The organism is Phenylobacterium sp. (assembly GCF_030680185.1).
Taxonomy (GTDB): Bacteria; Pseudomonadota; Alphaproteobacteria; order Caulobacterales; family Caulobacteraceae; genus Phenylobacterium.
Genome location: NZ_JAUXVZ010000065.1, coordinates 78,751 through 105,596, shown reverse-complemented (window position 1 = coordinate 105,596; position 26,846 = coordinate 78,751). Strand labels below are relative to the sequence as shown.

The window sequence follows — 26,846 nt, the reverse complement described above, 5'->3', positions numbered from 1 at the left end:
GGGTTTCAACGTCCACGAGCAGCTCTTTCGTCTCACTGTCCCGACGTGGGATCAGTGGATCGAACTCGTGCAAGGTTCAGGCCGGTCGCCCGCCCGCAAACACCTGTGTAACAAGGGTTTTCAACCACAGGTCATCATTTGAGTCGAAGGCCGCGGGCTGGTCGGAGTCAATGTCGAGGACCGCGATCAAGGCGCCATTGGCGTCGAAAACCGGGACCACGATCTCGCTGGCCGAGCGGGCGTCGCAGGCGATGTGGCCGGGGAAGGCGTGGACGTCATCGACGACCTGGGACAGGCCGGTCGCCGCCGCAGTCCCGCAGACGCCGCGGCCGAAGGCGATGCGCATGCAGCCCAGGCTGCCCTGATAGGGACCGACCACCAGCTCGTCGCCCTTGTCGGGATCGACCACGTAGAATCCGGTCCAGAAGAAGTGGTCGAAGCTGGAGGCCAGCATCGACGCCACGGTCGCCATCCGCGCGGTTAGGTTGGGCTCGCCGTCGAGAACCGCGGCGACCTCCTCGATCAGGGCCGCGTAACGCGCCGACTTTTCGGTCGGCAGGACAAGGTCGTTGAATGCTTCAGCCATGGCCGGTGTCCTAGCTCATCTGGAGACGCCGGACGAGGCCCAGGCGAAGGGCGAACCAGCCTATGCGGCCAGGGCCTGACGTGCGGCCCGTTTGCGGCGGATCAGGGCTTCGAGGCCGCGAACGCGCTTGGCCGCGCCGACGGCGTCGTGATCGTCGGCCTCGAGAATCTGTCCCAGCACCGTCAGATGCGCGTCGACCACATCGGCCTCGCAGTGCTCCATGCCGCCCACCTCGCTGGCATAGGCGAGCAGGGCGTCTGAGGCTCGCTCCAGCATCTTGTCGCGCACCTGTCGGGCGCGGAAACGGGTGTGCTGCATGACACGATAGGTCATCTGCAGGGTGGCGCGGTCCACGCCGCCCCGGGCGGCGATCAGCCGGCGCATGGCCTCCAGCTCGACGCTGATCGTATCGCGCGCCGCCTGCCGCTCGACGATATCGACAACCTCGTCGGGATCGCTGGTGCGCCGCAGCGGGCCGGCATAGGTCAGCTCGGTCTTCCGACGGCGGTCAGGCCCGACATAGGCGTTGCTGACGATGAACGGGCGCGGCTGGCTCAGCACCAGTTGAATCCGCGACAGCAGGGCCGCGGGCGTGAAGGGCTTGACCACGAACTCGTTGACCCCAGCCTGGCGGGCAAGCTCGACCTCACGGGCGCTTCGATGGCCTGTCACCATGATCACCGGGACTTCCGGGTCTGGCACATAGGGATCGGGCGCGACCGCGGCCATGCGGATGGAGCGGGTAAACTCCAGGCCGTCCATCAGCGGCATCCGCCAGTCGGTGAAGATCAGGTCGGGATCGCGGCGGGTCAGTATCTGCCGCGCGCTCAGGCCATCGCTGGCGGCGTAGACCTCGCCAACGCCGGCTGCGCGTAGCACATCGGTCATCAGCCGGACGGTGTTGGCATGATCATCGACCACAAGCGCCTTCAGACCATCAAGGTCTTCCGCCGTCAGGCTCGCGCTGGGTAGCTTGCGCCGCATACTCTTCCACCCCCGTCCTGACCAGACCATGCCGGTCAGGGCTTGAGATGTGGTTTATGGCCAAGGTTAACGCGTCAGGCTCTAGGAGGGTCGAGCCTGGTCGCGGAACTCGTCCTCGGTGCGATCATAGCGCTCCGGGTGCTTGTATTCTTCGCGCGTGGCCGCCTCGGTGATGGCGTCGTTGGACCGGTCCCGGCGGTAGTATCGAATAAGGCCGAAAGCGATGGCGAGACCCAGCAGGGCGGCGCCGACAGGATAGAGCAGTTCCCAGCTCAGATTGATCATGGCGTTCTCCTTTCATGACCAACGGGCTTGCAGAACAAGGGGTTCCCTATTCCGCCAAGGGCAGACTTAGCTCTGCTTGAAGACCTCCGCCCTGACGATGGCTCATCTCCAATCGCCCGCCGCTGGCCTCGGCCAGACCGCGCACGATCGCCAGACCGAGGCCCGCGCCGCCGGTGTCGCGGCTGCGCGAGGTTTCCAGCCGCGCAAAGGGCTCCGTGATCCGCGCCAGGTCGTCAGCCGCGACGCCCGGCCCCCGATCGGCCACGATGATGACCGCCTGGTCCCCTGCCCGCTCCAGGGCGACCTCGGTGTCGCCGCCATATCGGACAGCGTTGTCCACCAGATTTCCCACCATGCGTCGCAGGGCCAGCGGCGATACCCTCGCAAAGGCCGTCGCCCCCTCGGTGAGGCGCACGGCCTGGCCCATTTCCTGTCGCAGGGCGATCAGGCCCTCCAGCTCGGCGCGCAGGTCGCTCAGCGGGGCCTTCGCCTCGCCCTGCCCCGCGGCGAACAGCAGGGTGTCATCCAGGAGCGCGCTCATCTCGTCCAGGTCACGGATCGCCCGGGCCTGCTGGTCGGGATCGATGATGAACTCGGCGCGCAGCCGCAGTCGGGTGAGATAGGTCCGCAGGTCATGGGCGATGGCCGCCAGCACCCGGGTCCGATCATCGACCAGGGCGCGGATGCGGGCCTGCATGGTGTTGAACGCCTCGGCGAGGTCGCGCAATTCCCGCGGGCCGCGCAAGGGCAGCTCGGCGGCCTGCAGATCATCGCCGAACTGCCGCGCGGCCTGGGCGAGACGGGCCACCGGCCTCGTGGTCTGACGCACCGCCAGGGCCAGCATCGCCAGCATCAAAAGCGCAATGAGGCTCAGCGCCATGGCCCCCCGGACGATCCGGCCGCGCGCCGCAGCCGGCGGCCGGCGCTGGATCACCAGCACCTCGCCATCGGCGAGGCGCACCGAGAGCCGCACCACCGCCCTTGGTCGGCCGCCGGAGGCCCGGCGGAGCAGTCGGCGCTCCTCAAGCTGGAAGCTCCGCCCGCCCAGGGTCGCCGCATAGCTCTGATACCGATCATCCTCAGGCCCCATCCGGCGGGCGCCGGCCAGCGGCCTTGGAAAGGTGGGCGACAGGCGAACGCCGACCCCGACCGCGTCCAGGCCGCCGATCACGGCGGGCCGGGATTCGTCGCCGCTCGCCTCGACCGCGGCCACGATGGCGGCGGACTCCGCTGGCCGAGGCAACCGGAAGAAGCCGACGCCGCCTTCCGGCGCAGGCCAGGCCAGGGCCAGGGCCACCACCGCCAGGACAGCTGCGGCGCCGGCCAACAGGATACGGGTGATGCGCGTGGACAGGCTGTCGGCGAGGATCATTGCGCGCCCTCGCGCTCCACCGCCGCGCTCAGCATATAGCCGCCGCCCCGAATGGTGCGGATGAGGCCGCCATCTGGGGGGTCGCCGAGCTTGCGCCGCAGGCGGCTCAACTGGACATCGATGGTGCGGTCGTAGGGCGCGGCGTTGCGGCCCCGCGTCCAGTCCAGCAACTGGTCGCGGCTGAGCACCCTTTGAGGGTGGGTGAGCAGGCACATGAGCAGGTCGAATTCACCGCCGCTCAAGGCGACGTCGCGACCGTCGGGCGCCGTCAGGTCGCGACGTCCGGCATCCAGGCGCCAGCCCTCAAAGAGATAGACCTGGGCGCCGCTCGCCTGGGGCCCTTGCGCCGGCGCGCCGCGGGTTCGCCGAAGGATCGCCCGCACGCGGGCGACCAGCTCCCGGGGATTGAAGGGCTTGCCCAGATAGTCGTCGGCGCCGATCTCCAGCCCCACGACCCGGTCGATGTCGTCGGTCCGCGCCGTGACCATCAGAATGGCTGTCGCGCCCTGCGCACGCAGCCGGCGGCAGAGCGACAGGCCATCCTCGCCGGGCAGCATGAGGTCGAGAAGGACAAGGTCGATCCGCCGCCTGGACGCCAGGCGATCAAAGGCGGGCACATCGGGGCAGGCGCCGACCTCGTACCCCTCGCGGGCCAGCAGGCCGACGGTCAGGTCGCGGATCTCGGAGTCGTCCTCGACGACGGCGATGAAGGTGTTGTCTGGGCGCATGGCGGGCCTCGTCAAGCTGCCCCAGCCGGCCCCCTTCGCCTAGGCCCAAGGCGGTCTGGTTACACTTCGTCACACGCGGCCACGGCTTGGTCACAGCCCGGTTTCGGAGGCGCCTTCTGATGGGGCCAAGGACGACAGGCTCGTTCTCCCCCTCCAAAGGAGCCCATCATGTTCACCCGCAACGCCATCCTCGCCATCGGCGCCTGGAGCGGTCTGGCCACCCTGCTCGTCGCCCTCCCGGCGGAGGCCGGCCAGCACGGACGCACCCGCACGGTCCAGGGTCCCTTCGGCGCCGGCTATGTCCAGGCGCGCCAGGTCAGCCGCCAGCCCGGCGCGATCAGCGTCCAGCAGAGCGTCCAGACCCATGCCGGCTACGGCGCCGCCCACAGCCGTAACGCCAGCTGGTCGGACGGCGTCTATCAGGGCGGGGCCAGCCACAGCTTCAACAATGGCGCCTCGGCCGGTCGGTCCACGACCCTCCAGGACAATGGCGACGGCTCGATCAGCTACGCCCGCGCCCGCACCGGCCTGCAGGGCCAGACCTCCACAGCGACCGGGACCTTCCAGCGGCCGCCCCGATAGGCGCCAGCAACTCAACAACCTTCAAAGGACAACACCACATGATGCGCCTATCCCTGCTGGTCCTTGGCCTGGCCGTACTGGCCACGCCCGCCCTCGCCCAGATGCGCGGCCAAGACCCTTTCGCCGATGCGGACACCAATCGTGACGGCCAGATCACCCTCGCGGAGTATCAGGCCAGTCGCGCGGCCCGGTTCGACCGCCTCGACCGCGACCGGGACGGGGTGATCGGCAAGACGGACTTTCCCCGGGTCGCCCTGCGGGGGGAACGTGGCGAAGACCTGGAGCGCATGATCTCGGCGGCCGACCGCAATCGCGACGGCGCGCTCACCCGCGAGGAACTGCTGGCCTCACCGCCGGTCGCCTTCGCCATGGCCGACGCCAACGACGATGGGGTTCTGACCGCCGCCGAGATGGCGAGCGCCAAGGCGCGCCTGCAGCAGATGCGGTCGGCCAGACGCTGAAGCGGGCGCGCTGGCCTACCAGTCGATGGCGGTGCGCAGGGTCAGCAGGGTTTCGTCGGTGACGCCGGGGCCGGCGTCTTCGATCCGCGCCTGGATCAGATTGGCCGAGAGGCGAAGGCGGGTGACGGGCAGCCAGTTGATCACCGCCCCATAGGTGGTCATCTCGCCGCCGGTGATGGCGCCATCGTCGAGATCGAGGCGGCTGACCCTCAGGCCGGTTTCCACGGCGCCGAAACCGCCCTGCCCCCAGGGTCGGTCGGGACGCACCCGCCCGAACGTGCCCGAGCCGATGTCATAGGGCCGCGCCTCGCCGGTCCAGCGCCAGGCCACCTGGCCCGACCAGCCGGCGAACTGCGGGCTGGTCGTGGGGCCGTCAAAGTTGATCGCGCCCCCCTCGATCTGGATCGTGAGCGGACCCCGGCCATAGCCCGCCTCGAGACCCACGAACCGGGCGGCGTCGGCTACGAAGTCGCCAGTGTCCACGGCGGTCGGCGCGCGCCCGGTTTCCGGTCGCTGCGACAGGCTGACCGTCGGATCGTGGTTGTCCATCTCCAGGGCGTAGGCCGAGGCGCCGACATGGAGGGCCGCCTCGCCGGGCAGCAGATCCCCATAGGCGCGCAGGGCCACCAGCCGGGACTCGCCGCGCTCGCCGTCCAGGTCGTGGCCGTCAGCCTCGCCGAACGCGCCAGCCTGAAGGCCCCAGCGCTCACGCGCATAGTTGGCGGCCAAGCCGACGCGGCGCCCCGGCGCGAAGGCGCCGGCGAAGGTCGAGCGCTCCAGGAACAGGGTCTGGGTGTCCGAGGTCAGGTCCTCGTTAGTGACCGGCGGCTTGAAATGGCCGCCGACAAGCTCGAGCGAAGGGGTCGCCTGATAGGCCAGGGTCACGTCCTGGAGCGAAACCTCCGGGCCGCTGAAATCGGCTTCCACCACATAGGCGACCTCGTCGGACAGGTCTCCCTCGACCCCGAGATAGAATCTGCGGACCTCCCCGCCCGTGATGGTGGAGCCCTCGTCATTATTAGCCACCAGGGCGTCGAACTGCGCCCGCCCCCTCAGGGCCAGCCCCTCAAGCGCTGAAGCCTGGTCGGACTCAGCGGCCGCGCTGGCGGCCGGCAGAGGCGCCATGGCCAGGGCCAGGCCTGTCCCGACCAGCAATGGAATCGTGCTGCGCATTATTCCCCATACAGATGATATGGCGCCGAAGCCACAGGCTGCGCCTTAGCGAAATCGCACAGAGCAAAAGGCTTTGCCACAAACGGGCGGCCTGTTATTGCGAATGACTTTCAAGATCTCTTAAGACGCCAGGCCCCCCATGTCCGTCACCAAGACCCTCCTTCCCAGCGCCAGCGCGCTGGTCTTCGCCCTTATGGCCGCGCCGATGGCCATGGCCCAGAGCCAGGGCGTCGAGGTCGATGAGCTTGTGGTCACGGGGTCACAGGTGGAGCTGGCGCCGGTCTATGCCGGCGGTCAGGTGGCCCGTGGGGGCCGGGTGGGCCTGTTCGGCGCCCTGGACGTGATGGACACGCCTTTTTCGGCCACCAACTACACCGAGGAACTGGTCCGCAACCAGCAGGCGACCGGTGTCGGCGACGTGCTGAAGAACGAGCCCACCGTCCGCGTGGCCAAGGGCTTCGGCAACTTCCAGGAGCTCTATGTCGTCCGTGGTTTCCCCGTCTATTCCGACGACATGACCTATAACGGCGTCTACGGCATCCTGCCCCGGCAGTTCGTGGCCGCCGAACTGATCGAGCGGCTGGAAGTCTTCCGCGGCGCCAACTCCTTCCTGAACGGGGCTGCGCCGGGTGGCAGCGGTATCGGAGGGGCCTTCAACCTGGCGCCCAAGCGTGCGCCGCAGGATCCGCTGACCCGGGCGACGGTCGGCTACGAGAACGAAGGCGCCCTCTATGGCGCCCTGGACGTGGCCCGCCGGTTCGGCGCGACCGAAGACATCGGCGTGCGGCTGAATCTGGTCAAGCGCGACGGCGAGACCTCGGTCGCCGACCAGGATCGCGACCTGTCCGTCGCCGCCCTTGGCATGGACTATGCTGGCGAACGCCTGCGCTTCTCCGCTGACCTGGGCTTCCAGGATCACCGTATCGACGCCCCTCGTCCCAGCGTGACGCCCAACGGCGATGTGCCCGCCGCTCCTTCGGCCGACACCAATTTCGCCCAGCCCTGGACCTTCACCGATGAGCGCCAGCTGTTCGGCGTGGCGCGCGGCGAGTTCGACCTCAGCGCCAACGTCTCGCTCTGGGCCGCCCTGGGCGGTCGGAACGGCGAGGAGGAAAATGTGCTGGCCAATCCCAACGCCGCGGCGGACGGGACCACCAGCGCCTATCGTTTCGACAACCGGCGTGAGGACGAGATCATTTCGGCCGATGCGGGCGTCCGGGCCGATTTCACCACGGGCGGACTTGAACATCGGGTCGTGGCCTCGGTCTCGGCGATCCAGTCGAAGTCGCGCAACGCCTACGCCTTCTCGAACTTCGCGGGCTTCGCCGGCGATCTCTACAATCCCGTGGCCGTGGCCCCGCCGGTAGCGGACTTCTTCGTCGGCGGCGTGCTGTCCGATCCGAAGGTCACCGAAAAGGTCGAGAACCGCAGCTTCGCCATCGCCGACATGATCACCCTGATGGATGGCCGACTGATCGCCACCCTGGGCGCCCGCTACCAGGAGATCGAGACAACCTCGTTCAACTACGACACCGGCGTGGAGATCTCGCAGTACTCGAACGACGCCATCACCCCGGCGGTCGGCCTGGTGTTCAAGCCCAGCGACTCCATCTCGGTCTACGCCAACTATGCCGAGGCCCTGACGCCGGGCCAGATCGCCCCTGGCACGGTCGGCGGCGTCCCGATCGCCAACCCTGGCGAAATCACCGCGCCGTTCCGCAGCAAGCAGTACGAAGCCGGCGTGAAATATGACGGCGGGACCTTCGGCGGGACCATCTCGCTGTTCAGCATCAGCCAGCCCAGCGCCATCGTCGACAACTTCTTCTTTGTGGTCGATGGCGAGCAGGTCAATCGCGGCGTCGAACTCAGCGCCTTTGGCGAACCCATGTTCGGCCTGCGCGTCCTGGGCGGGGCGACCTTCGTCGACGCCGAACGCAAGCGCACGGAAGGTGGAACGTTCGATGGCAAGACCGCTATCGGCGTGCCGGAATTCCAGGCCAACCTCAATGTCGAGTACGACCTGCCGGCCGCGCCCGGCCTGACCCTGGACGGGCGGATCGTCCACACCGGCTCGCAATATGTGAACGCCGCCAACACCGTCAGCCTGGACGCCTGGACCCGGCTGGACCTGGGCGCTCGCTACAGCCTGGACGTCTCGGGCCGGCCCGTCACCCTCCGCGCCCGGGTCGAAAACGTCACCGACGAGAACGACTGGCTGTCGGCGGGCGGCTATCCCGGCGCCAACTATCTGGTCCTGGGCGCCCCGCGGACCTTCATCGTGTCGGCCTCGGTGGATTTCTGATCATCGGTCGATGACGGCTGGGCGCGGCGGCATGGCGCGTTGCGTCCCGGGTCAGAACCGCCTAGTTGAAACCAATTCGCAACCGCAGCCCGCCCGTTAGCCGCTCCGCATGACCCGAAACACCGTCCGCGCCTGGTCTGTCGTCCACAAGTGGACCAGCCTCGTCTCGACGGCCTTCATGCTGATGCTCTGCGTGACCGGCCTGCCGCTGATCTTCCACCACGAGATCGACGAGATCTTCGAAACGCACGGCGCCTATGAGGCCCCGCCGCTCGGCACGCCGACGCTCAGCCTCGACACCATGCTGGCCACCGCCCTGGCCGGCCGCGGCGGCGAGGTCCCGCTCTATCTGAGCTTTGACGAGGACCGCCCCGTGGTGAACTTCACCACCGGCCCGCGGTCGAACGCCTCGGACAAGGAGATGCACTTCGCCTCCTTCGACTGGACCAGCGCCCAAGCCCTCCCACCCCACCAAGAGGGCGGGGTCATGGACGTGCTCCTGACCCTGCACGTGGACATGTTCATGGGCCTGCCGGGCACGCTGTTCCTGGGCTTCATGGGACTGGTGGTGTTCGCCGCGATAGTGTCGGGGGTCGTGCTCTACGCCCCGTTTATGCGGAAGCTGGATTTTGGCGTGGTGCGGGTCACGCGCTCTTCGCGGGTCAAGTGGCTCGACTACCACAACCTGCTGGGGGTCGTGACGGTCGCCTGGCTCAGCGTCGTCACCCTGACCGGCTCCATCAACACCCTGTCGACGCCCATCATCCAGCTCTGGCAGGCCGACCAGTTGGCGGAGATGACGGCGCCCTACAAGCACCTGCCCCCGGCCAGCGCCGAGGCCTCGATCCAGGAGGCGGTGGACACCGCCCTGGCCGCGGCGCCGGGCATGCGCGTGCAGTTCGTCGCCTTCCCCGGCGTCGCCTATTCCACTGAGCATCACTATGCGGTCTTCATGCAGGGGGCGACGCCGCTCACCAAGCACCTGCTGACCCCCGCCCTGATCGACGCCCGCACCGGCGAGCTGACCGCCATCCGGCAGATGCCGTGGTACGCCCAGGCCCTGCTGCTGTCGGGCCCGCTGCACTTCGGCGACTATGGCGGCCTGCCGCTGAAGATCCTCTGGGCCCTGCTCGACATCGCCACCATCATCGTCCTGGTCAGCGGGCTCTATCTCTGGCTCAGCCGCAGGCGGGCGCCGGCCACCGATCCGGTGGTCGCCCAGCTCCGCGAGCAGCCGGCTCTGGCGCCGGCGGAATGAGCATGAGCCGGCAAGCCGAACGCGCCAATCTGTGGCGTATCTTCGCCGGACCCTTGCTGATCCTGGCGGCCAGCATTGTCGGCCTCGTGGCCGCCCTGGTGGCCAATGGCCTGGGGGACTGGATTTCCTGGGCTGCGCTGAGTGTACCCATCGCCGCCGTTGTCTGGGGCCGACTCCGCCGCAGCCGCTAGACGGTTACAGCGGCCTGCGGGAAGACGCGGGCCAGGGCCGGATCGATGCGGACCGCCACGGCCGCCCCCTGCCCTGGCGGATCGCCGGCGGCATGCATCTGCGCCCGCTGGCCGGCGGCCTCCAGCTGGACCTCGTGATAGCCGCCGCCGAACCGGACCTGCGCGACCTGCGCCGGAGCGCCGGATGCGTCCAGCCTGAGCCCCTCCGGCCGCACCATCAGCACGGCGGGTCCGTCGGGAAGGTCCGCCGCCGACGCCTCTCCAAAGGCGGTGCGGGCGACGCCGCCCGAGACCACCGCCTCGATCAGATTGGCCTCGCCCAGCAGGCGAGCGGCGTCCGGCGACACCGGATCGAGATAGCAGTCTCCCGGCACGCCCGACTGGATGATCCGCCCTGCGTGCATCAGGACAAGGTGGTCGGCCATCAGCAAGGCTTCGCGGGCGTCATGCGTGACCACCAGAACCGTGGCGCCGGCGGCCCGGAGCGCCTCGGTCAGCGAGAGGCGAACCTCCCCCTTGAGATGGGCGTCGAGCCCCGAAAAGGGCTCGTCCAGCAAGAGGATTTCGGGGCGGCGCGCCAGGGCGCGGGCCAGGGCCACCCGCTGCTGTTCGCCGCCGGACAGGGTGTGGGGCCAGGCCCCGGCCCGCGCGCCCAGCCGCACCTGGTCCAGCATCGCCTGGGCGCGTTCCTGGCGCGCCTTGCGGGGCAGGTCGCTGAGGCCGAAGGCGACGTTCTGCAAGGCGGTCATGTGCGGGAAAAGGGCGTAGTCCTGAAAGACCAGGCCAACGCCCCGCACCTCGGGCGCCACGACCCCGCCCGGCCCCGAGAGCAGCCGGCCGCCAGCCTCGATCTCGCCCGCATCCGGCGTCTCCAGCCCGGCCACCAGACGCAGCAAGGTGCTCTTGCCGCATCCCGAGGGCCCCAGCAGGCAGGTGATCTGGCCCGGCTGCAGTCGGAGATTGGCGTCGATCACCGCAGGCCGGCCGCCATAGGCCTTGGCCAGGCTCCGAACGATGAGCGCGGGGGCGTCGTTCATGCGGGGGCTCCAGGGCGCGAGGCGGCGATCTTGCGCGTCAGCCAGACCACCGGCGGCAGGGCGATCAGCACGATCAGCAGGGCCGGCCAGCCGGCGTTGGCCAGACGTTCGTCGCGGGCATAGTTGTCGGCGATCACCGCCAGGGTGTCGAAGTTGAACGGCCGCAGGATCAGGGTGGCCGGCAGCTCCTTCAGGATGTCGATGAAGACCACCAGCCCTGCGGTCAGAAGCGCCCCGCGGGCGATGGGCAGTTGCACGCTCCAGGCCGCGCCGGCCGGGCTGCGCCCCAGACTGCGGGCGGCCTGGACCATCGAGGGGCTGACCCGCGACAGGCCCGCATCGATCGGCTCCAGGGCCGCAGCCATCAGGCGGGCGGCATAGGCATAGACCAGCATGATCAGGCCGGCGCCGAAGCCCTGGGCCGCGCCGGGCGCCAGACGCCAGACCAGGGCGGCGGGCACGAGCAGGCCGATGGCCATCACCGCCCCCGGCGTCGCATAGCCCAGGCTGGCCAGCCGCGCGAGTTGGGGCGTGCGCGCCGAGCCCAAGGCGAGCGCGCCGGCCAGGATGACGGTGACGCCAGCGCCCATGAGGCCCAGGGTCAGCGAATTGGCGCCGGCCTGGATCAGGCGCGGCCAGTCCGGCGTCACCCCCAGGAAGGCGATCGCCAGCCAACCGGCCGGGATCAACAGGCCAAAGGCGATCAGCGCAAAGCAGAAGAGCCAGGCCAGCGCCGCCCGCACGCCCTTGAGGTCCGTCACCGGCAGCGGACGCCAGCGCGCATGGGCGCTCTCATAGCCGCGCCCGGCCCGCCCCCATCGCTCGATCCACAGCAGGAGGGCCGCCGCCCCCAGCAGCGGCAGGGCGAACTGGGCGGCGGAGGTGAGCGAGCCGAACACGAACCAGGCCCGCACCACCCCTGTGGTCAGGGTCTGTACGCTCAGGAACTGCACCGCGCCGAAATCGGCCAGGGTCTCCATCACCGCCAGGGCCACGCCGGCGGCGAGCGCCGGCCGCGCCATCGGCAGGGCCACGCGCAGGAAGACCTGCCGCGCCGTGCAGCCCAGGGCGCGGGCGGCTTCCAGGGCTTGCGCCGACTGGTTCACGAAGGCCGCGCGCATGGCCAGATAGACATAGGGATAGAAGGCGCAGGTCAGGACGAAGGCCGCGCCCGGCAGCGTGCGCATTTCGAACGGCAGATCGAACCCGAGGTCGGCCCGCATCCAGATACGCAGATCGCCGGCCACGTCGAACAGGTCGGCATAGGCGTAGGCCAAGGCGAAGGCCGGCGCCGCCAACGGCAGGGCCAGCGCCCAGGTGAAGATGTCCCGGCCGGGAAACCGGTGCATGACCACGAGCCAGGCCGCCAGGGTGCCGACGAGGCCCGTCGCCAGGGCCACGAGGGTCGCCAGGGCCGCGGAGGTCAGGGCGTACCTGGCGATGTCGCGAGCCGGTATGGCGGCGGTTTCTCCCGTCAGGGCGGCCACGCCGACACCCACCAGCGGCAGGATGGCGACGACGGCCGCCAACCCCGCCAGGAAGCCCAGCAGGCCCGGCCCCCGCGTCGGAAGGCGAAGGCGCCTAGGCCAGCCTATGCGTCCCGTTACGGCGGTTATCGCCAGCCTGCCGCAGTCATCAGCGCCTGGGCCTCAGCCTGACGCGGGCCATAGGCGGCCACCGGCATGGGATGGGCCGTGAACTCTGCATAGGTCGCGGTCGGCGCCGGCACGGCCACGCCGGGGCTGGCGGGATATTCGCCGTTCTCTTGGGAGACGAGCGTCTGGGCTTCCGGCGAGGCCAGGAATTCCAGGAAGCGGATGGCCGCCTCCCGGTTGGGCGCATTGGCGGCGACGCCGCCGCCCGAGATGTTCACATGGGCCCCCTGGCCATCGAGGGAGGGAAAGCCGAGCTTGACGGTCTGGGTCACGGCGCGGTCGCCGGCGTCGTCGCCGGCCGCCATGCGCACGTAATAATAGCTGTTGGTCAGGGCGATCTGGCAGACGCCCGCGCCGACGGCGCGGATCTGGTCGCGATCGCCGCCTTCCGGCTGGCGGGCGAGGTTGGCCACGACGCCGCGGGCCCATTCTGCGGTCTTCTCAGGCCCCCAGGCCTCGATCAGGGCGCCGACCAGCGACAGGTTGTAGACATTGTCGGACGAGCGAACGCAGAGCTGACCGCGGAAGCGGGGGCTGGCGATGTCCTCATAGGTGGCGATTTCGTTGGGCTGAACCCGGGCCTGATCATAGGCCACGACCCGCGCCCGGCGCTGGAAGCCGTACCAGCGGCCTTCAGGATCGCGCAGATTTTCCGGGACCGCCGCGTTCAGGGCGTCGGACGCCACCGGCGACAGCAGGCCCGCCTCCTGGGCGCGCCACAGGGCCCCGGCGTCGGCGGCGACGAAGACGTCTGCGGGGCTGGCGGCCCCCTCGCTCTGCATCCGGGCGATCAGCTGCGGCGCCGACCCTTCGATGCGGTTGACCGAGATGCCGGTCGCCTCGGTGAACATCGTGTAGAGCTTCTGGTCCACGTCGTAGTGGCGGGCGGAATAGACGTTCACCACGCCATTCGCCTGGGCGTCAGCAGATGATCCTGCCTCCTGGCCGCAGGCGGCGAGGGTAAGAACAGCGGCGAGGCCGGCGAAGGCGGTGAGGCGTGGGGTCAAGGCGGAGGCTCCTTTGATCGGCCCCCAGGCTTAAAGATGATGAGAACCTTTCGCAATGACTGCCGGTCGTCGATCTCCTGTATTACGAGCCCAGTGAAGCCTAGGCGCACCTGGAGCGACTGATGACCCAAGACCTCCAGCCGGCCGCGAGGGTCGTCCCGTTTGCGGAGGCCCTGCGCGTGTGGACGCGCATCGCGGCCCTGTCCTTCGGCGGACCTGCCGGCCAGATCGCGGTGATGCATCGCATCCTGGTCGAGGAGAAACGCTGGCTGGGAGAGCAGCGTTTCCTGCACGCGCTGAACTACTGCATGCTGCTGCCCGGCCCCGAGGCGCAGCAACTGGCCATCTATATCGGCTGGCTGATGCACCGGACCCTGGGCGGCCTGATGGCTGGCCTGCTGTTCATCCTGCCGGGCTTCGTCGCCATCATGGCGCTCAGCATCCTCTACATGCTGTTGGGCGACACCGGCCCGGTCGCCGCCCTGTTCTTCGGCCTGAAGGCCGCCGTCCTGGTCGTCGTCGTCCAGGCGGTGATCCGGCTGGGCGGACGCATCCTCCGCCGCGGCGCGCTGCTGGCCATCGCCGGCGCGGCCTTCGTGGGAATCTTCGTTCTCGGCCTCCCCTTCCCGCTCATCATCCTCGTCGCTGGCCTCATCGGCTTTGCAGGCGGACAGGCGGGACTGCCGGCTTTTACCCCAAAGGACCTCCACGGCGCGCCCGACGGCGGAGTCGCCGACATCGACACGGTCCTGGGCGCGGACTCGCCGGCCCACACCCGCCCAAACCTCGCCTGGGCGCTGCGGGTGGCGGGGACGATCCTGGTCCTCTGGCTGGGACCGGTCCTGGCGCTGGGCCTCAGCCTGGGCTGGGACAATGTGTTCACCCAGATTGCGCTCTTCTTCAGCAAGATGGCCGTGGTCACCTTCGGCGGCGCCTATGCGGTCCTGGCCTATGTGGCGCAGGAGGCGGTGCAGACCTTCGGCTGGCTGGCGCCTGGCGAGATGCTGGACGGGCTCGGCATGGCCGAAACCACGCCCGGCCCGCTGATCATGGTCACCCAGTTCGTCGGCTTCATGGGCGCAGCCCGGGGCGCGTCCGGCCTCGAGCCGCTGTGGGCCGGGGTGCTGGGCGGCGTCCTGACCACCTGGGTCACCTTCGCCCCCTGCTTCCTCTGGATCTTCCTCGGCGCGCCCTTCGTCGAGGCGCTGCGCGGCGCGCGCGCCCTCAATGCGGCGCTGCAGGCGATCACGGCTGCGGTGGTCGGCGTGATCCTCAACCTGGCCATCTGGTTCGGGATGCACGTTCTGTTCGACGAGGTCCGCAGGGTGAGCCTCGCTGGCCTGACGCTGGACCTGCCGGTCCTGAGCTCCGTAGATATCCCGAGCCTGTTATTGACGGTCACCGCGGCGGTGGCCGCCTTCGGCTTCAAGCTGGGCGTCATCCCCCTGATGCTGGGCTGCGCCCTGGTGGGCCTGGCTTTGCACGGCGCAGGCGTCTTGGCCTAGCGCCCCTCGTCCAGCAGGGCGGCGACCCCCAACAGCGCCTCATCGAGCACCTCGCGGCGGCCCGGGGCGCCCAGGGAAATCCGCACGCCATTGCCCGCCACGGGTCCCACCGCGAAGGCTTCGGCGCTGACCAGGGCGAGGCCGCGATCCTTGGCCGCCGCCCGCAGGCGCGCCGCACTCCATCCGGCCGGCAGAGGCAACCAGACGTGGATCGCCTCAGGCGAGCCCTGCGCCGCCGGCAGACGCCGGGCGGCCAGGGCGCGGCGGGCGGCGGCCTCAGCCCGCACACCGGCCACCAGCGCCTCGGCCGTCCCATCCCTTATCCAGCTCGCCACCACGGCCGACATCAACGGCGCAGGCATGCCAGCCAGACTTCGTACGGCTTCGGCTGCGGCCGCGCCGCGGTCGCCCTCCGGCGTCACCAGAAAGGCCAGCCGCAGGCCCGGCGCCAGGCACTTGGACAGGGTGGCGATGTGGAAGCTGCGCTCCGGCGCCAGGCTGGCGAGCCCGGCCAGCGGCTCGGCCATCAGGCGGCTATAGGGGTCGTCCTCGATGATCCACAGGTCGTGGTCCCTCGCGATGCGCACGATCTCAAGCCGCCGCGCCGCCGGCATGGTCACCCCGGTCGGGTTCTGCATGGTCGGGATCACATAGAGCGCGGCGGGACGCTCCCGGCGACAGATCGCCTCCAGGGCGTCTGGCGCAAGCCCTTCGGCGTCCGTCGGGCAAGCGATCAGCCGAACCCCCAGCTGCTCTGCGATGGCGAGCATGCCGGGATAGGTCAGGGGCTCGACCACCAATGTCCCACCGCGCCCGACCAGGCTCCCTACCAGGGCCGACAGGGCGGCCTGAGCGCCGGGGCAGACCTGCACGCGTTCAGGCGCGACCGCCCCCAGCACCGGCGAGAGCCACGCTGCGCCGGCCGCCCGATGGGCCAGGGCGCCGAGGCCTGGATGGTAGGCCATCAGGGTCGCCGCATCGGTCCTTTGCAGCACCTCGGCCGTCGTCGCCTTGAGACAAGCCGCGATGGATACGCCCTGAGGCTGGGGCGGCAGGTTCATGCTGAGGTCGACGAGGCCGGCGTCGTCATCGATCGCCTGCCGGCGGACGAAGGTGCCCCGGCCCACAGCGCCTTCAACCAGGCCGCGGCTCCGCGCGACGCCATAGGCCCGGGTCACCGTGGTGAGATCGACCCCCATCAGGGCGGCCACCGTCCGCTGCGGCGGCAACTGGTCGCCGGGTTGCAACTCACCCGTCCGGATCGCGGTTTCCAAAGCCTGAGCCAGGGCCAGATAGACCGGCGCGACCCCGCCCTTGGGCGCATGGCGAAGCCAGGGGATGTGGCGAATTGCCATGGCGGGTTGAAGTCCTAGGCCGATATCCATACATTACTCAGCAATTGTATGGATACAAGCTTGTTTTGTATGGAGCGCCCCGATGGCGGAGTCCTTCGATCATCCCTCGAGCCTCAGCGCCGGCCTTCGCTGCCGCTGCCCCAACTGCGGCCAGGGCAAGCTGTTCAAGGGCTATCTGACCCTGGCTGAGGCCTGCGATCATTGCGGCCTGGATTACGGGTTCGCCGATCCGGCCGACGGCCCGGCCTTCTTCGTGATGAGCGGCGTGGGCGTCGTCGTCACCACGCTCTGGGCCATCTGGGCGGTCATGGCCCAGCCGCCGATCTGGGCGCAGCTGGCCGTGGCCTTCCCCGCCATGATCGGGGGTTGCCTGGGCAGTCTGCGGCCGGTGAAGGCCTGGCTGGTGGCTGAGCAGTTCGTCCACAAGGCCGGCGACGCGGAGTTCGTCAGCGTCGGCAAGCATGGCGAGGGCGGCTTCACCCTGGATCGCCGGAAAGCCTCGGGCGGCTAAAATCCCTGCGCTAAATTAACCTGCTGTTTGGCAAAGCGCACCACGCCTCTGCCCATGGGCAGAGATGATGTGAGCTTGGAAGAGCGGTTCAAGTCGGCGGTGCGCCGCGCCTATGAGGCGGCCGGCGTGCGTCTGCAGGAGCATCACGCCGCCTCCCTGGCCAGCGTCTACGCCAACTGGGCCGAAGGGGCGGACGACGGCGTCGTCGCCCGCGTCGAGCGCGCCCTCGCCGCCTCCTTGGGCGTCAGAGCCTGAGCTCTTTATCGATCGCCCCGGTCGCCCTGCCCCGGCTTGGCCCTGGCCTGCGCCGCCTGGCGCTGGTCGGCCGCGAGGGAGCGGCCCACATCCACCACCTCCTTGAACTTGCCGTTTTCATCGCGACGGACATAGCGCTTGTCGCCGGGGGTAGGCTCGATCAGTTCGCGTTTGCTGGTCATGATAGATCTCCTTTTCTGAAAGGCGAATCCGCAAGCCGCCGGCCTGGTTCCTCCGGAGGCGTATCGCGCCGCGGGCCTCAAGCCGCTAGATGAGGACGCCATGCTGCGGATCTCCGAACTCAAACTTCCCCTGGACCACGCGCCGGACGCCCTTCCGGCGGCCATCGCCCAGCGCCTGGGCGTCAGCCAAGGCGACCTGTTGAACTGGTCGGTGTGGAAACGCGCGCACGATGCGCGGCGCAAGTCGGCGATCCTCAAGGTCTATATCGTCGACGTCGAGGTCCGCGACGAAGCGGCCGTCATGGATCGTCTGGCCGGCGATCCCCACCTGCGGCCCACGCCGGACACGGCCTATCGGCTGGTGACGACCTCGCCCCCGCCCGGACGCCTGCGGCCGGTGGTCATCGGGGCTGGTCCCTGCGGCCTGTTCGCCGGGCTGATCCTGGCGGAGATGGGGTTTCGCCCGATCATCCTGGACCGCGGCAAGGTGGTGCGCGAGCGGACCAAGGACACCTGGGCCCTGTGGCGCCGCAGCGAGCTGAACCCGGAGTCCAACGTCCAATATGGCGAAGGCGGGGCTGGCACATTTTCCGACGGCAAGCTCTACAGCCAGATCAAGGACCCCCGCTTCCTGGGCCGCAAGGTGCTGACCGAGTTCGTCGCCGCCGGCGCGCCGGCCGAAATCCTGACCGAGGCCCACCCCCATATCGGCACCTTCCGCCTGGTGACCATGGTCGAGGCCATGCGGGCCAAGATCGAAGCCCTGGGCGGTGAATACCGTTTCCAGCAGCGGGTCATCGACCTGGAGCTGGACCGCGGCCCCGACGGCGGCCAGAGGCTACGCGGCGTCCACCTGCACACCGGCGAGTTCCTGGAGGCCGACCAGGTGGTGCTGGCCATCGGGCATTCCTCCCGCGACACCTTCCAGGCGCTCTACGACCGGGGCGTCCATATCGGGGCCAAGCCCTTCTCCATCGGCTTCCGCATCGAGCATCCGCAATCCTGGATCGACCAGGCGATGTTCGGCCCCTGCGCCGGCCACCCGGACCTGGGGGCGGCGGCCTATTCCCTGTCGCACCCCTGCGCGAATGGGCGAACGGCCTATTCCTTCTGCATGTGTCCAGGGGGCACGGTGGTGGCGGCGGCCTCCGAACCCGGCCGGCTGGTGACCAACGGCATGAGCCAGTATTCGCGCAATGAGCGGAACGCCAATGCGGGCTTCGTGGTCGGTGTCTCGCCGGCCGACTATCCCAGCGACCATCCCCTGGCGGGGATCGAATTGCAGCGGGACCTGGAAGGCCGCGCCTTTACAGCGGGCGGCGGCGACTATTTCGCGCCCGGCCAGCGGGTCGGCGACTTCCTGGCGGGTCAGGCCTCCACGACGCTCGGCACGGTGGAGCCCAGCTACAAGCCCGGCGTCCGCCCCACCAACCTGGCCGCGCTCATGCCCGACTATGTGATCGAGGCCATGCGCGAAGCCCTGCCGGTCTTCGGCCGCAAGATTCCGCGCTATGATGACCCGGACGCCCTGCTGACCGGGGTCGAAACCCGCACCTCCTCGCCGATCCGGATCACCCGCGACGCCAGCTTCCAGAGCCTCAACGTGCGCGGCCTGTTTCCGGCCGGCGAAGGCGCGGGCTATGCTGGCGGCATCTTTTCGGCCGCCGTCGATGGTATCAAGGTCGCCGAGGCGGTCGCCCGGGCGATGGCGCAGACGGACGTCGCCGCCGCCTGAGGCCCGGCGTCAGGCCTGGCCCAGGTGACGCTTCCAGAACGGCAGCCAGGACTCCCGCTCGTGGGCGGGGATCTCCACATGCCGGCCCGGATTGACGTGCAGCGTCTTCTCCGTCGCCCCGAAGGCGTCGAACAGGGCGATCCCCTGGTCGCGCTTCATCAGTTCGTCCTCCCACTGGTAGACGAACATCAGCGGGATACTGATCTGCTCGGCCGCGGCCTTGTGGTCCTCGAGCCCCGGAAAGACGCCGAACAGGCCGAAGATGGCGCAGGCGATCCGCGGCTCCTCGGCCACGAAGGGCACACCGAACCGGGTCCCCATGGAGACGCCCCAATAGCCGACCTTGTGGTCTGAACCGATGAAGTCGAGCCCCTGGGCGGCGTCCAGGGTCGCCTTCCATTCGGCGGTCACCTTGGCCACGGTCTCAGCGTCGCGCGACAGCTTCGGCCGCTCGGCCCCTTCGGGGCGCTTGCCCTCCTGGGCGGCGCGGCCAGCCGCCAGGGCCGCGGCGCGGGCCTTTTCCGCCTGCTCGCGGGTGACGCGGTCCCCATGGCCCGGCGCGTCGATGGCCACGGTCGCATAGCCGAGCGTCTGCGCGTGGGTCACGGCGGCGCCGGCGATATTGGCGGCCTTCTTGTGCTGCGAGCCCCCATGGCCCAGCAGGATCAGGGGCCGAGATCCCTTCGCGCCCTCCGGCGCCCAGACACATCCGGGCACGGTGTCGCCGCCCACCTGCAGGCGGAACTCCCGCCGCGTGACGCCGTCCTCGGTCTTCTCGCCGATGAAGTCCATCTTGTCCCCTTGGGCTCGTTTTTCTTGTGATGTCAGGCCGCCGCGCTGGCCGGGTCGGGCAGACCCAGGATGCGCTTGGATATGATGTTGTTCTGGATCTCGTAGGAGCCGGCATAGATGGTCGAGGCCTTGCCCGAGAGCCATTCGCGGGTGTTGGCCAGGGCGTCGGGATCGAAGCCCTCGCCCTCCCAGCCAAGGCCGCCATGCCCATAGATCTCGAGCAGCAACTCGGCGCGGGTCTGGTTCACCACCGACGAGACATTCTTCAGGATCGAGGTCGCCGCGCTTGGCCCCGCCCCCTTCGCCTCGGCCGCGGCCCGGTCCATGGTCAGGCGCAGCAGCTTCTTGTCCATCAGGTGCTCGGTGAGCCGCCGGCGCAGATCGCCGTCCGCCAGCCGGCCCTGGTCATCGAGCCCGACCTGGGCGACGGCGACCTCGTTCACGGGCCTTCCCTCGCCTGGCCGGGCCGGCGCGTCCTCGCTGCGCTGGCGCTCGTACTGCAACAGGCGTTTGCCCACCGTCCAGCCGCCGTTCAGCGGACCGAGCAGGTTTTCCTTGGGAACCTTCACATCGGTGAAGAACGTCTCGCAGAAGGGCGATGAGCCCGAGATCAGCCGGATCGGCCGCACCTCGACGCCAGGCGAGGCCATGTCGATCATCAGGAAGCTGATGCCCTCATGCTTCTTCGTGGTGTCCGTGCGCACCAGGCAGAAGCACCAGTCGGCGTACTGGGCGCCTGAGGTCCAGATCTTCTGGCCGTTGACCAGGAAGTGGTCGCCGCGGTCCTCGGCGCGGGTCTGCAGCGACGCTAGGTCCGAGCCTGCTCCCGGCTCGGAATAGCCCTGGCACCAGCGGGTCTCGCCCCGGGCGATCGGCGGAATGTGCCGCCGCTTCTGCGCCTCAGTTCCGTATTCCAGCAGGGTGGGGCCGAACATCCGAACCCCCATGCTCCAGCCGATGGGGTTCCAGCCGCCCGCCTTGCGGATTTCCTCGCGCACCACGCGCGCGCCGGCCGCCGAAAGCCCGCCGCCGCCATACTCCACCGGCCAGGTGGGCATGCCCCAGCCCTTGGCGCACAGGCGGGTCTTCCAGGTCTCGACGGCTTCGGCATGGTGAGCCGCCGGTTGGCCCATGACGGGCGCGCGGCCAGCCAGCTCCCCCGGGAAGTTCTCCGCCACCCAGCTCCGGGCGGCGGCGCGCAGATCATCCAGCTCGGTCATGCCCATTGGGTAGATTTGATTGGTGCGACCGTCAACAACGAGACCTCAGGCGGCGGCCTCTCGGTCCTCGGCCGCCGTGGTTGCGAACGGCTTGATCTTATGTATTGGTGTCTTCGTCAAAAAGAATACGTCGAGAGGAAACCCATGGCCCCCTATGCCAGCGGCCGCGTCTTTCATGACGCCGACAGCCATGTGATGGAGCCGGGCGACTGGCTGGTCCCCCACGCCGACGGCGCCCTGCTCGACCATCTGAAGGCCCGCAAATCCGCCGAGCGGGTCGAGACCCAGGTGGCCGCCGCCCGCGCCAGGGCCGATGATCCGGATGCCGCCCGCAAGGCCGCCGAGAAGCTGGTCGATGGGCCCAAGGGCTGGATCGCCTATGGCGCCTTCGACGCGCAGGAGCGCAAGCGCGCGCTCGACGAACTCGGCTTTTCCCGACAGCTGGTCTTTGCCACCTCGTCGCTGGCCCACTTCCGCGGCGCCGAAGACCCCGAGGTGCGCTTCGCCGGCGCCCGGGCGCATAACCGGGCCATGGCCGCCTTCTGCGCCGACCCGCGCCTGATCGGCGTCGGCTTCGTGCCGTTGGACGACCCAGGACGCGCCGTCGAGATCGCGCAGGAGGCCATCGAGCTCGGCTGCGGCGCCTTCTGGGTGCCCTCGACCCCGGCCGGAGATCGCTCGCCGGGCCACCCGGACCTTGATCCATTCTGGTCGTTGCTGGCCGAGAAGCGCATCCCCTTCATGCTGCATATCGGCCAGGGCTCGCGGGTGCTGCCCAAGCAGTACAACAACAATGGCAAGCCCCGGTCGCCGGACCTGCACGGCGGTGGCGAGAACCTGCGCTTCCAGGACTTCATCGTCCTGCCCTTCTCGGCCCAGATGTTCGTGGCGGCCATGGTCTATGACGGGCTGTTCGACCGGGTCCCGGACCTACGCGGCGGGGTGATCGAGTTCGGGGCGGCCTGGGTGCCGGGCTTCCTACGCCAGATCGACCTGGGCTATCGCAGCTTTTCCAAGACCGATCCGCAGCTCAAGGCCCTGGCCATGAAGCCGTCGGAATACATGCGCAAGCACATCAAGTTCACCCCCTTCCCCGGCGAGGATGTGGGCCACTTGATCGCCGACGCCGGCGCCGATCTCTTCCTGTTTTCCAGCGACTATCCGCACCCCGAGGGCACCACCGATCCCATCGGCCGGTTCGAGCGCACCTTCGGCGGCCTCAGCGAGGACGATCGCGAGCGGTTCTACAGCCGCAACTTCGAAGAGATGATGGGCGCGTTCTGAGCGTCACAGACAGGGAGAGCGCCATGACCGAGACCCTTCAGGGCAAGATCATCGAGGGCGAGTTTCGCAGCCCTCACAACGGCTTCCAGCAGGCGCCGGGCTCGATCCACAATGACGAGGTCGCGGCCAAGCTGGGCTTCAAGGGCGGCACGGTGCCGGGCTCGGTCCATATGGATCAGTTCGCGCCCCTGCTGGTGGAGACCTATGGGACCGACTGGTTTGCGCGCGGGAACATGTCCCTGCACTTCACCCAGGCGACGGTGGATCGCGAGGAGGTGAAGGCGGTGATGGAGGCGGCCAGCCCGCGCTCGCGCCTCACCATGTTCAACCGCGAGGGCGTCCAGGTCTGTATCGGCACCGCCAGCGGCCAGACGCGTGATCCGGAGTCGGAAATGACCCGGCGCATGGCCGCCCAGGCCCCAGCCGAGGCCCTGCGCATCCTCGCCGGCTACAAGGTCGGTGACGTGAACACCGACATCCCCATGCGTATCGAACGTGAAGCGCTGGAAAAGTCCCTCAGCCGCATCACCGAGCGGCTTCCCCTTTACGACGAGGGGATCCTCCCCCCCTCGCATCTCGTGCGGCTGGCCCATATCAGCCGCCCCACGGTGCTGGCCAAGGTGAACCAGTCCGTGGGCCTCTTTGGCGCCTTGGAAATCCGCATCGCCGACGGGCCGCTGAAGGCCGACCATGACTATGTCGGGCGGACGACCATGCTGAAACTCACCGAGAGCCCCAAGACCGAGAACGCCTGGTACGACGTCGATATCGCCGATGCGGCCACCGGCAAGGACGTGGCCACGGTCACCTTCATGATCCGCTTCATGAAGGCCTCCTCGCCCCTCTGGGCCAAGCCGGCCTGAGGGGGTAAGCCTTGCGGCATGGCCGCGCCGCAATCCCCATCGACGACTCCCGCCCCGCCGCGGCTGACGCGGGAGGCGCTGTACGATCAGGTCTGGGCGACGCCGCTGTCGACCCTGGCGGTCCAGTGGGGCATCAGTCGTAGCGGCCTGGCCAAGATCTGCGACCGGCTGATGGTGCCCTATCCCGGCCGCGGCTACTGGAACGCGCAGCGGGCCGAGCGCCCGCCGCTGCCGCCGGCGCCTGCAGGGGTCGATCCGGTGGTCGATCTGTCGGCCCGGGCTGGCCGCACGCGCCGCGACCGGACCCGACGCTCGCCTGAGGCCAGGCAGGATCAGCTGATGGCGGCGGCTGCGGCCATCATCACCGGCGAGGGCCTGCATGCGGCGACCATGAAGCGCGTGGCCCGCGAGACGGGCCTCAGCGAAGCCCAGGCCCACAACCTCTTCCCCCGGCGGGCCGACCTCCTGGTCGCGCTGGCCCGGCGAGAGTTGGCGGCCATGAATGACGAGCGCCAGTCCGAGATCGAGCGCGGGCAAGACAATCTGACCCGCGTCACCCTCTCAACCCTCGCCTATCTGCGCCAGGTCGAGGAACGCGGCGCCCTGATCCAGCGGCTGCTCAACAGTCCCGAGGTCCGCGCCGGCATGCGGGCCGAGCGCGAGGCCCAGAGCGGCTATTCCCGCCGTCGCATGACCGAGCGGCTGACCACCCGCTACGGGGTCGAGGCCGATCTCGCCCGCGGCGCCACCGTGGTGCTGACGGCCGTCTGTCTGCGGGCCGGACGCCTGCTGGCGGAAAAGAAGATTCCCCTGGCCATGGCCGAGCGGTTGAGCCTGGCCATCGTCACCGGCGGCAATCGCGAGATCGTCCGTGAAGGCCGCGGCTAGACCACATCGGGGGTCAGGGCCCGCAGGGACGAGGCGATCAGGCGTCGGTTGAGCTCGCGCCCGCGCTCCAGGCTGAGATCTCCGGCATGGACCAGGCGGCCGGCCTCTTCCGGAATGGTGGTCATCAAGCTGAGCGCCGCCACCGCCTCCTTGGGCGAAAGGCGCAGACTCTTGCGGGCGGTGCGGGCCAGCCGCCGGGCGATCCGGTCGCGGATGGCGGTCAGCGCGGGATCGATCCGGCCCGCCATGAAGGGATCGCGCAGGATGATGTGCGCCACGGGTCCAGCCTGGGCCACCTCTTCGAAATAGGCCGCCGCGCAGGCCTGGGCGGCGTCGTCCATGGCGTCCTGGCTCGCCGCCGCCTCCAGGCCGGCCGCCAGCATGGCCGTAAAGCGCCGGGCCAGAAGCGCATTGGCCAGATCGTGCTGGTTGGGAAAATAGGCGTAGATCAGCGCCTTGCTGACCAAGGCCGCGCGGGCCAACTCCTCCAGCGGGAGGGGCAAGCCGCCGTGGGCCGTCAACAAGGTTTCGGCGGCGTCCAGGATCTGGCCCCGCCGCACCTCGGGGGAAAGCCGGGCGCGCCCACCCTTTTGCGCCAAGTCGGACCTCATGGGCGATTAGTGGGCCGCGTCTTCCAGGGGCGCAAGTTCCACTGTGCGGAAGCCCCAGCCGGATAGTGACATTCGCACCATTAGTGCTCCATATTGGCTACGCACGTTGAACCTTGGGCGAGCCTGGCTCCGGCTGTGGCTCGCCCCTTCTCGGCGACGCTAAGCGCCCGGCCACTGACGAAGACGCCATTGCAGAGCGTTGCGGCCGGCAAAGGGAGGCCCCATGGCCGGACGTCTGGACGATGAATCTGTACAAGCGCTCAAGACGGCCGCAGAGCTTGGCATGGCCCCGGCCTTCTGGGCGGCGCGCCAGCCCGACAAGACCGCCATCTTCGAGATGTCGGGGCCGACCCGAACCTTTGGCGAGCTCAACGCCAATGCGAACCGGATCGTCCGGCTGCTGCGGGACCAGGGCCTGACGCCAGGCGACTCCGTCGCCCTGCTCTGCCCCAATCGGGCGGAATTCGTCGACGTGCTGTTCGCCACCCAGCGGTGCGGCCTGCGCATGACGCCGGTGAACTGGCACCTGACGCCCGACGAGATCGCCTATGTGATCGACAACTGTGAGGCCAAGGCCCTGTTCGCCGAAGCCTCGGTGGCCGGCGCAGCCGAAGCCGCCGACCAGTGCCCACGCCTGTCCGTGAAGGTGGCCATCGGCGGGCCGCTGCCGGGCTTCATCGACTATGAGGCCGCCCTTGGCCCCTATTCCGGGGACGACATCGCCGACCCGGTCCGCGGCCACACCATGCTCTATTCGTCGGGCACCACCGGGCGGCCCAAGGGCGTCTACAAGCCCAACGCGCCGATCCCCACCTACGACCCGGCCTATCAGGACGACGACGTCCACTTCTGCACCGGCCCGGCCTATCACGCCTCGCCCATGGCCGGCGACGTGCGCAAGGCCCTGGTGAACGGCGTGCCGACGGTGCTGCTCGACAAGTGGGACAACGAGAAGGTGCTGGCCACCATCGAGGCCCGCCGGGTGACCCGCAGCCACTTCGTGCCGATCATGTTCCAGCGGCTGCTGGGCCTGCCGCCTGAGGTGCGCGAGCGCTACGACCTCAGCTCCCTGCGCCGCATATCGCATGGCGCTGCGCCCTGCCCGCCGGAGGTCAAGCAGGCCATGATCGAATGGCTGGGGCCGGTGCTGTTCGAATACTACGCCGGGTCCGAGGGCGGCGTGGGCTTCTGGGTCACCTCGCAGGACTGGCTGAAAAAGCCCGGCACCGTGGGGAAACGCCCCGATCCTGAGGCCGCCAAGATCCTGGACGAAGCGGGCGACGAGCTACCCACCGGTCAGGCCGGGGCCATCTATATGCGGTTGGCCGACCAGGGCGGGTTTGAATATTTCAAGGACGCCGCCAAGACCGACTCCGGCCGCCGCGACGGCTATTTCACCATGGGCGACGTCGGCTATTTCGACGAGGACGGCTATCTCTTCCTGACCGGCCGCAGCGCCGAGACGATCATCGTCGGCGGCGTGAATATCTATCCTCAGGAGATCGACAACGAGTTGATCAAGCATCCTGCGGTGGCCGATTCCTGCACCGTGGGCGTGCCCCACGACGAGTACGGCGAGGAGGTGCGGGCGGTCATCGAACTGGCGCCGGGCTACGCCCCCTCCGAGGCGCTGAAGGAAGAGATCCTGGCCTATGCCCGCACCGCGGTGGCCAAGTACAAGATTCCCCGCGGCGTGGACTTCGTGCCCCGGCTGCCCCGCAGCGAGGCCGGCAAGATTCAGCGCAACAAGGTCCGCGCGCCCTACTGGGAAGGCCGCGCCCGGGCGATCTGACCCGACCGCCATGTCCCGGAAAGGGTGGCGCGGACCACGTTCATTGAACCTCCGCGGTGACGACTGACGGCGACGGGAACAGATGCCCTTCCCCGGGGTTCGAGGCGCCTCCCGCCGCGCGTCGAGGCCTGCGCCACAAGATCAGGCGCCGGAAAAGAAAGCCTCGAAGACAAGCTTGACCCTCGGAACGAACGTCCTGGGGCTCGGTTGTGGGTGCACGCCTTTTCCATGA

General features: G+C 69.1%; 27 protein-coding genes. 13 read left to right on the top strand and 14 right to left on the bottom strand.

The features are described from left to right. Positions 1–76 precede the first annotated feature (76 nt). From Q8L83_RS18315 to Q8L83_RS18295, 5 genes are all read right to left on the bottom strand, one after another. Positions 77–586, bottom strand: coding sequence for a GAF domain-containing protein (locus Q8L83_RS18315; RefSeq protein ID WP_305289552.1), 510 nt, complete (start codon positions 584–586; stop codon positions 77–79). Between the two features lie 60 nt (positions 587–646). After that, complete coding sequence (locus tag Q8L83_RS18310; RefSeq protein WP_305289550.1) at positions 647–1,570, bottom strand: response regulator; 924 nt, start codon at positions 1,568–1,570, stop codon at positions 647–649. 81 nt (positions 1,571–1,651) lie between these two features. Further along, a complete protein-coding gene (locus Q8L83_RS18305) occupies positions 1,652–1,855 on the bottom strand; it encodes a hypothetical protein (RefSeq protein WP_305289548.1) in 204 nt (67 codons plus the stop codon). Between the two features lie 46 nt (positions 1,856–1,901). Beyond that, the gene (locus tag Q8L83_RS18300; RefSeq protein WP_305289547.1) at positions 1,902–3,227 is read right to left on the bottom strand and encodes an ATP-binding protein; all 1,326 of its coding nucleotides are present in this window, start codon (positions 3,225–3,227) and stop codon (positions 1,902–1,904) included. Next, positions 3,224–3,955 (bottom strand): response regulator, encoded by a 732-nt coding sequence (locus Q8L83_RS18295; RefSeq protein WP_305289545.1) that lies wholly within the window; start codon positions 3,953–3,955, stop codon positions 3,224–3,226. The genes Q8L83_RS18300 and Q8L83_RS18295 overlap by 4 nt, the downstream gene beginning before the upstream one ends. A gap of 168 nt (positions 3,956–4,123) precedes the next feature. Between Q8L83_RS18295 and Q8L83_RS18290 the strand changes: the two genes are divergently transcribed. Both Q8L83_RS18290 and Q8L83_RS18285 read left to right on the top strand, forming a co-directional pair. Continuing rightward, positions 4,124–4,537, top strand: a complete 414-nt coding sequence (locus Q8L83_RS18290; protein ID WP_305289543.1) for a hypothetical protein — start codon at positions 4,124–4,126, stop codon at positions 4,535–4,537. Between the two features lie 38 nt (positions 4,538–4,575). After that, entirely contained in the window at positions 4,576–4,998 is a 423-nt protein-coding gene (locus Q8L83_RS18285) for an EF-hand domain-containing protein (RefSeq protein ID WP_305289541.1), read from the top strand. 15 nt (positions 4,999–5,013) lie between these two features. Here Q8L83_RS18285 and Q8L83_RS18280 read toward each other — a convergent pair whose 3' ends face one another. Beyond that, positions 5,014–6,171, bottom strand: a complete 1,158-nt coding sequence (locus tag Q8L83_RS18280) for an OprO/OprP family phosphate-selective porin (protein ID WP_305289539.1) — start codon at positions 6,169–6,171, stop codon at positions 5,014–5,016. A 139-nt stretch (positions 6,172–6,310) separates the two neighbouring features. Here Q8L83_RS18280 and Q8L83_RS18275 point away from each other — a divergent pair, with 139 nt between their 5' ends. From Q8L83_RS18275 to Q8L83_RS18265, 3 genes are all read left to right on the top strand, one after another. Beyond that, positions 6,311–8,473, top strand: a complete 2,163-nt coding sequence (locus tag Q8L83_RS18275; protein WP_305289537.1) for a TonB-dependent siderophore receptor — start codon at positions 6,311–6,313, stop codon at positions 8,471–8,473. Positions 8,474–8,582: 109 nt separating this feature from the next. After that, the gene (locus Q8L83_RS18270) at positions 8,583–9,731 is read left to right on the top strand and encodes a PepSY domain-containing protein (RefSeq protein ID WP_305289535.1); all 1,149 of its coding nucleotides are present in this window, start codon (positions 8,583–8,585) and stop codon (positions 9,729–9,731) included. A gap of 2 nt (positions 9,732–9,733) precedes the next feature. Further along, entirely contained in the window at positions 9,734–9,922 is a 189-nt protein-coding gene (locus Q8L83_RS18265; protein ID WP_305289533.1) for a hypothetical protein, read from the top strand. On the opposite strand, the gene Q8L83_RS18260 is transcribed toward Q8L83_RS18265, so the two are convergent. The 3 genes from Q8L83_RS18260 to Q8L83_RS18250 form a co-directional block, all read right to left on the bottom strand. Continuing rightward, a complete protein-coding gene (locus tag Q8L83_RS18260; RefSeq protein WP_305289531.1) occupies positions 9,919–10,959 on the bottom strand; it encodes an ABC transporter ATP-binding protein in 1,041 nt (346 codons plus the stop codon). The two genes, Q8L83_RS18265 and Q8L83_RS18260, sit on opposite strands and share 4 nt — an antisense overlap. After that, positions 10,956–12,488 (bottom strand): iron ABC transporter permease, encoded by a 1,533-nt coding sequence (locus Q8L83_RS18255; RefSeq protein WP_305289529.1) that lies wholly within the window; start codon positions 12,486–12,488, stop codon positions 10,956–10,958. The genes Q8L83_RS18260 and Q8L83_RS18255 overlap by 4 nt, the downstream gene beginning before the upstream one ends. 83 nt (positions 12,489–12,571) lie before the next feature. Next, positions 12,572–13,621, bottom strand: a complete 1,050-nt coding sequence (locus Q8L83_RS18250) for an extracellular solute-binding protein (RefSeq protein ID WP_305289528.1) — start codon at positions 13,619–13,621, stop codon at positions 12,572–12,574. 122 nt (positions 13,622–13,743) lie between these two features. Between Q8L83_RS18250 and chrA the strand changes: the two genes are divergently transcribed. After that, the gene (gene chrA / locus Q8L83_RS18245) at positions 13,744–15,126 is read left to right on the top strand and encodes a chromate efflux transporter (RefSeq protein WP_305289526.1); all 1,383 of its coding nucleotides are present in this window, start codon (positions 13,744–13,746) and stop codon (positions 15,124–15,126) included. On the opposite strand, the gene Q8L83_RS18240 is transcribed toward chrA, so the two are convergent. After that, a complete protein-coding gene (locus Q8L83_RS18240; protein ID WP_305289524.1) occupies positions 15,123–16,481 on the bottom strand; it encodes a PLP-dependent aminotransferase family protein in 1,359 nt (452 codons plus the stop codon). The genes chrA and Q8L83_RS18240 overlap by 4 nt on opposite strands. 82 nt (positions 16,482–16,563) lie before the next feature. On the opposite strand from Q8L83_RS18240, the gene Q8L83_RS18235 reads away from it, so the two are divergent. Continuing rightward, on the top strand, positions 16,564–16,992 hold the full coding sequence (locus Q8L83_RS18235) for a DUF983 domain-containing protein (protein WP_305289523.1): 429 nt from the start codon (positions 16,564–16,566) through the stop codon (positions 16,990–16,992). 69 nt (positions 16,993–17,061) lie between these two features. Further along, a complete protein-coding gene (locus Q8L83_RS18230; protein ID WP_305289521.1) occupies positions 17,062–17,247 on the top strand; it encodes a hypothetical protein in 186 nt (61 codons plus the stop codon). A gap of 5 nt (positions 17,248–17,252) precedes the next feature. Here Q8L83_RS18230 and Q8L83_RS18225 read toward each other — a convergent pair whose 3' ends face one another. After that, positions 17,253–17,429, bottom strand: coding sequence for a hypothetical protein (locus tag Q8L83_RS18225; RefSeq protein ID WP_305289519.1), 177 nt, complete (start codon positions 17,427–17,429; stop codon positions 17,253–17,255). A 100-nt stretch (positions 17,430–17,529) separates the two neighbouring features. On the opposite strand from Q8L83_RS18225, the gene Q8L83_RS18220 reads away from it, so the two are divergent. After that, the gene (locus Q8L83_RS18220; protein WP_305289518.1) at positions 17,530–19,164 is read left to right on the top strand and encodes an NAD(P)/FAD-dependent oxidoreductase; all 1,635 of its coding nucleotides are present in this window, start codon (positions 17,530–17,532) and stop codon (positions 19,162–19,164) included. 9 nt (positions 19,165–19,173) lie between these two features. Here the strand turns inward: Q8L83_RS18220 and Q8L83_RS18215 are convergent, their stop codons facing one another. Both Q8L83_RS18215 and Q8L83_RS18210 read right to left on the bottom strand, forming a co-directional pair. Next, the gene (locus Q8L83_RS18215) at positions 19,174–19,956 is read right to left on the bottom strand and encodes a dienelactone hydrolase family protein (RefSeq protein ID WP_305289516.1); all 783 of its coding nucleotides are present in this window, start codon (positions 19,954–19,956) and stop codon (positions 19,174–19,176) included. Positions 19,957–19,988: 32 nt separating this feature from the next. Next, positions 19,989–21,176 carry an acyl-CoA dehydrogenase family protein gene (locus Q8L83_RS18210; protein ID WP_305289515.1) on the bottom strand — a complete coding sequence of 396 codons (1,188 nt, stop codon included), beginning with the start codon at positions 21,174–21,176 and terminating at the stop codon, positions 19,989–19,991. Between the two features lie 144 nt (positions 21,177–21,320). Between Q8L83_RS18210 and Q8L83_RS18205 the strand changes: the two genes are divergently transcribed. From Q8L83_RS18205 to Q8L83_RS18195, 3 genes are read left to right on the top strand one after another with little or no spacing between them, the layout of a single operon-like run. Then, a complete protein-coding gene (locus tag Q8L83_RS18205; RefSeq protein WP_305289513.1) occupies positions 21,321–22,460 on the top strand; it encodes an amidohydrolase family protein in 1,140 nt (379 codons plus the stop codon). 23 nt (positions 22,461–22,483) lie between these two features. Next, positions 22,484–23,323, top strand: coding sequence for a hypothetical protein (locus tag Q8L83_RS18200; RefSeq protein ID WP_305289511.1), 840 nt, complete (start codon positions 22,484–22,486; stop codon positions 23,321–23,323). 18 nt (positions 23,324–23,341) lie between these two features. After that, a complete protein-coding gene (locus Q8L83_RS18195) occupies positions 23,342–24,211 on the top strand; it encodes a TetR/AcrR family transcriptional regulator (RefSeq protein WP_305289509.1) in 870 nt (289 codons plus the stop codon). Here the strand turns inward: Q8L83_RS18195 and Q8L83_RS18190 are convergent. Further along, a complete protein-coding gene (locus tag Q8L83_RS18190) occupies positions 24,208–24,810 on the bottom strand; it encodes a TetR/AcrR family transcriptional regulator (protein ID WP_305289507.1) in 603 nt (200 codons plus the stop codon). The genes Q8L83_RS18195 and Q8L83_RS18190 overlap by 4 nt on opposite strands. A gap of 235 nt (positions 24,811–25,045) precedes the next feature. Between Q8L83_RS18190 and Q8L83_RS18185 the strand changes: the two genes are divergently transcribed. Next, positions 25,046–26,614 carry an AMP-binding protein gene (locus Q8L83_RS18185; protein ID WP_305289506.1) on the top strand — a complete coding sequence of 523 codons (1,569 nt, stop codon included), beginning with the start codon at positions 25,046–25,048 and terminating at the stop codon, positions 26,612–26,614. Positions 26,615–26,846 lie beyond the last annotated feature (232 nt).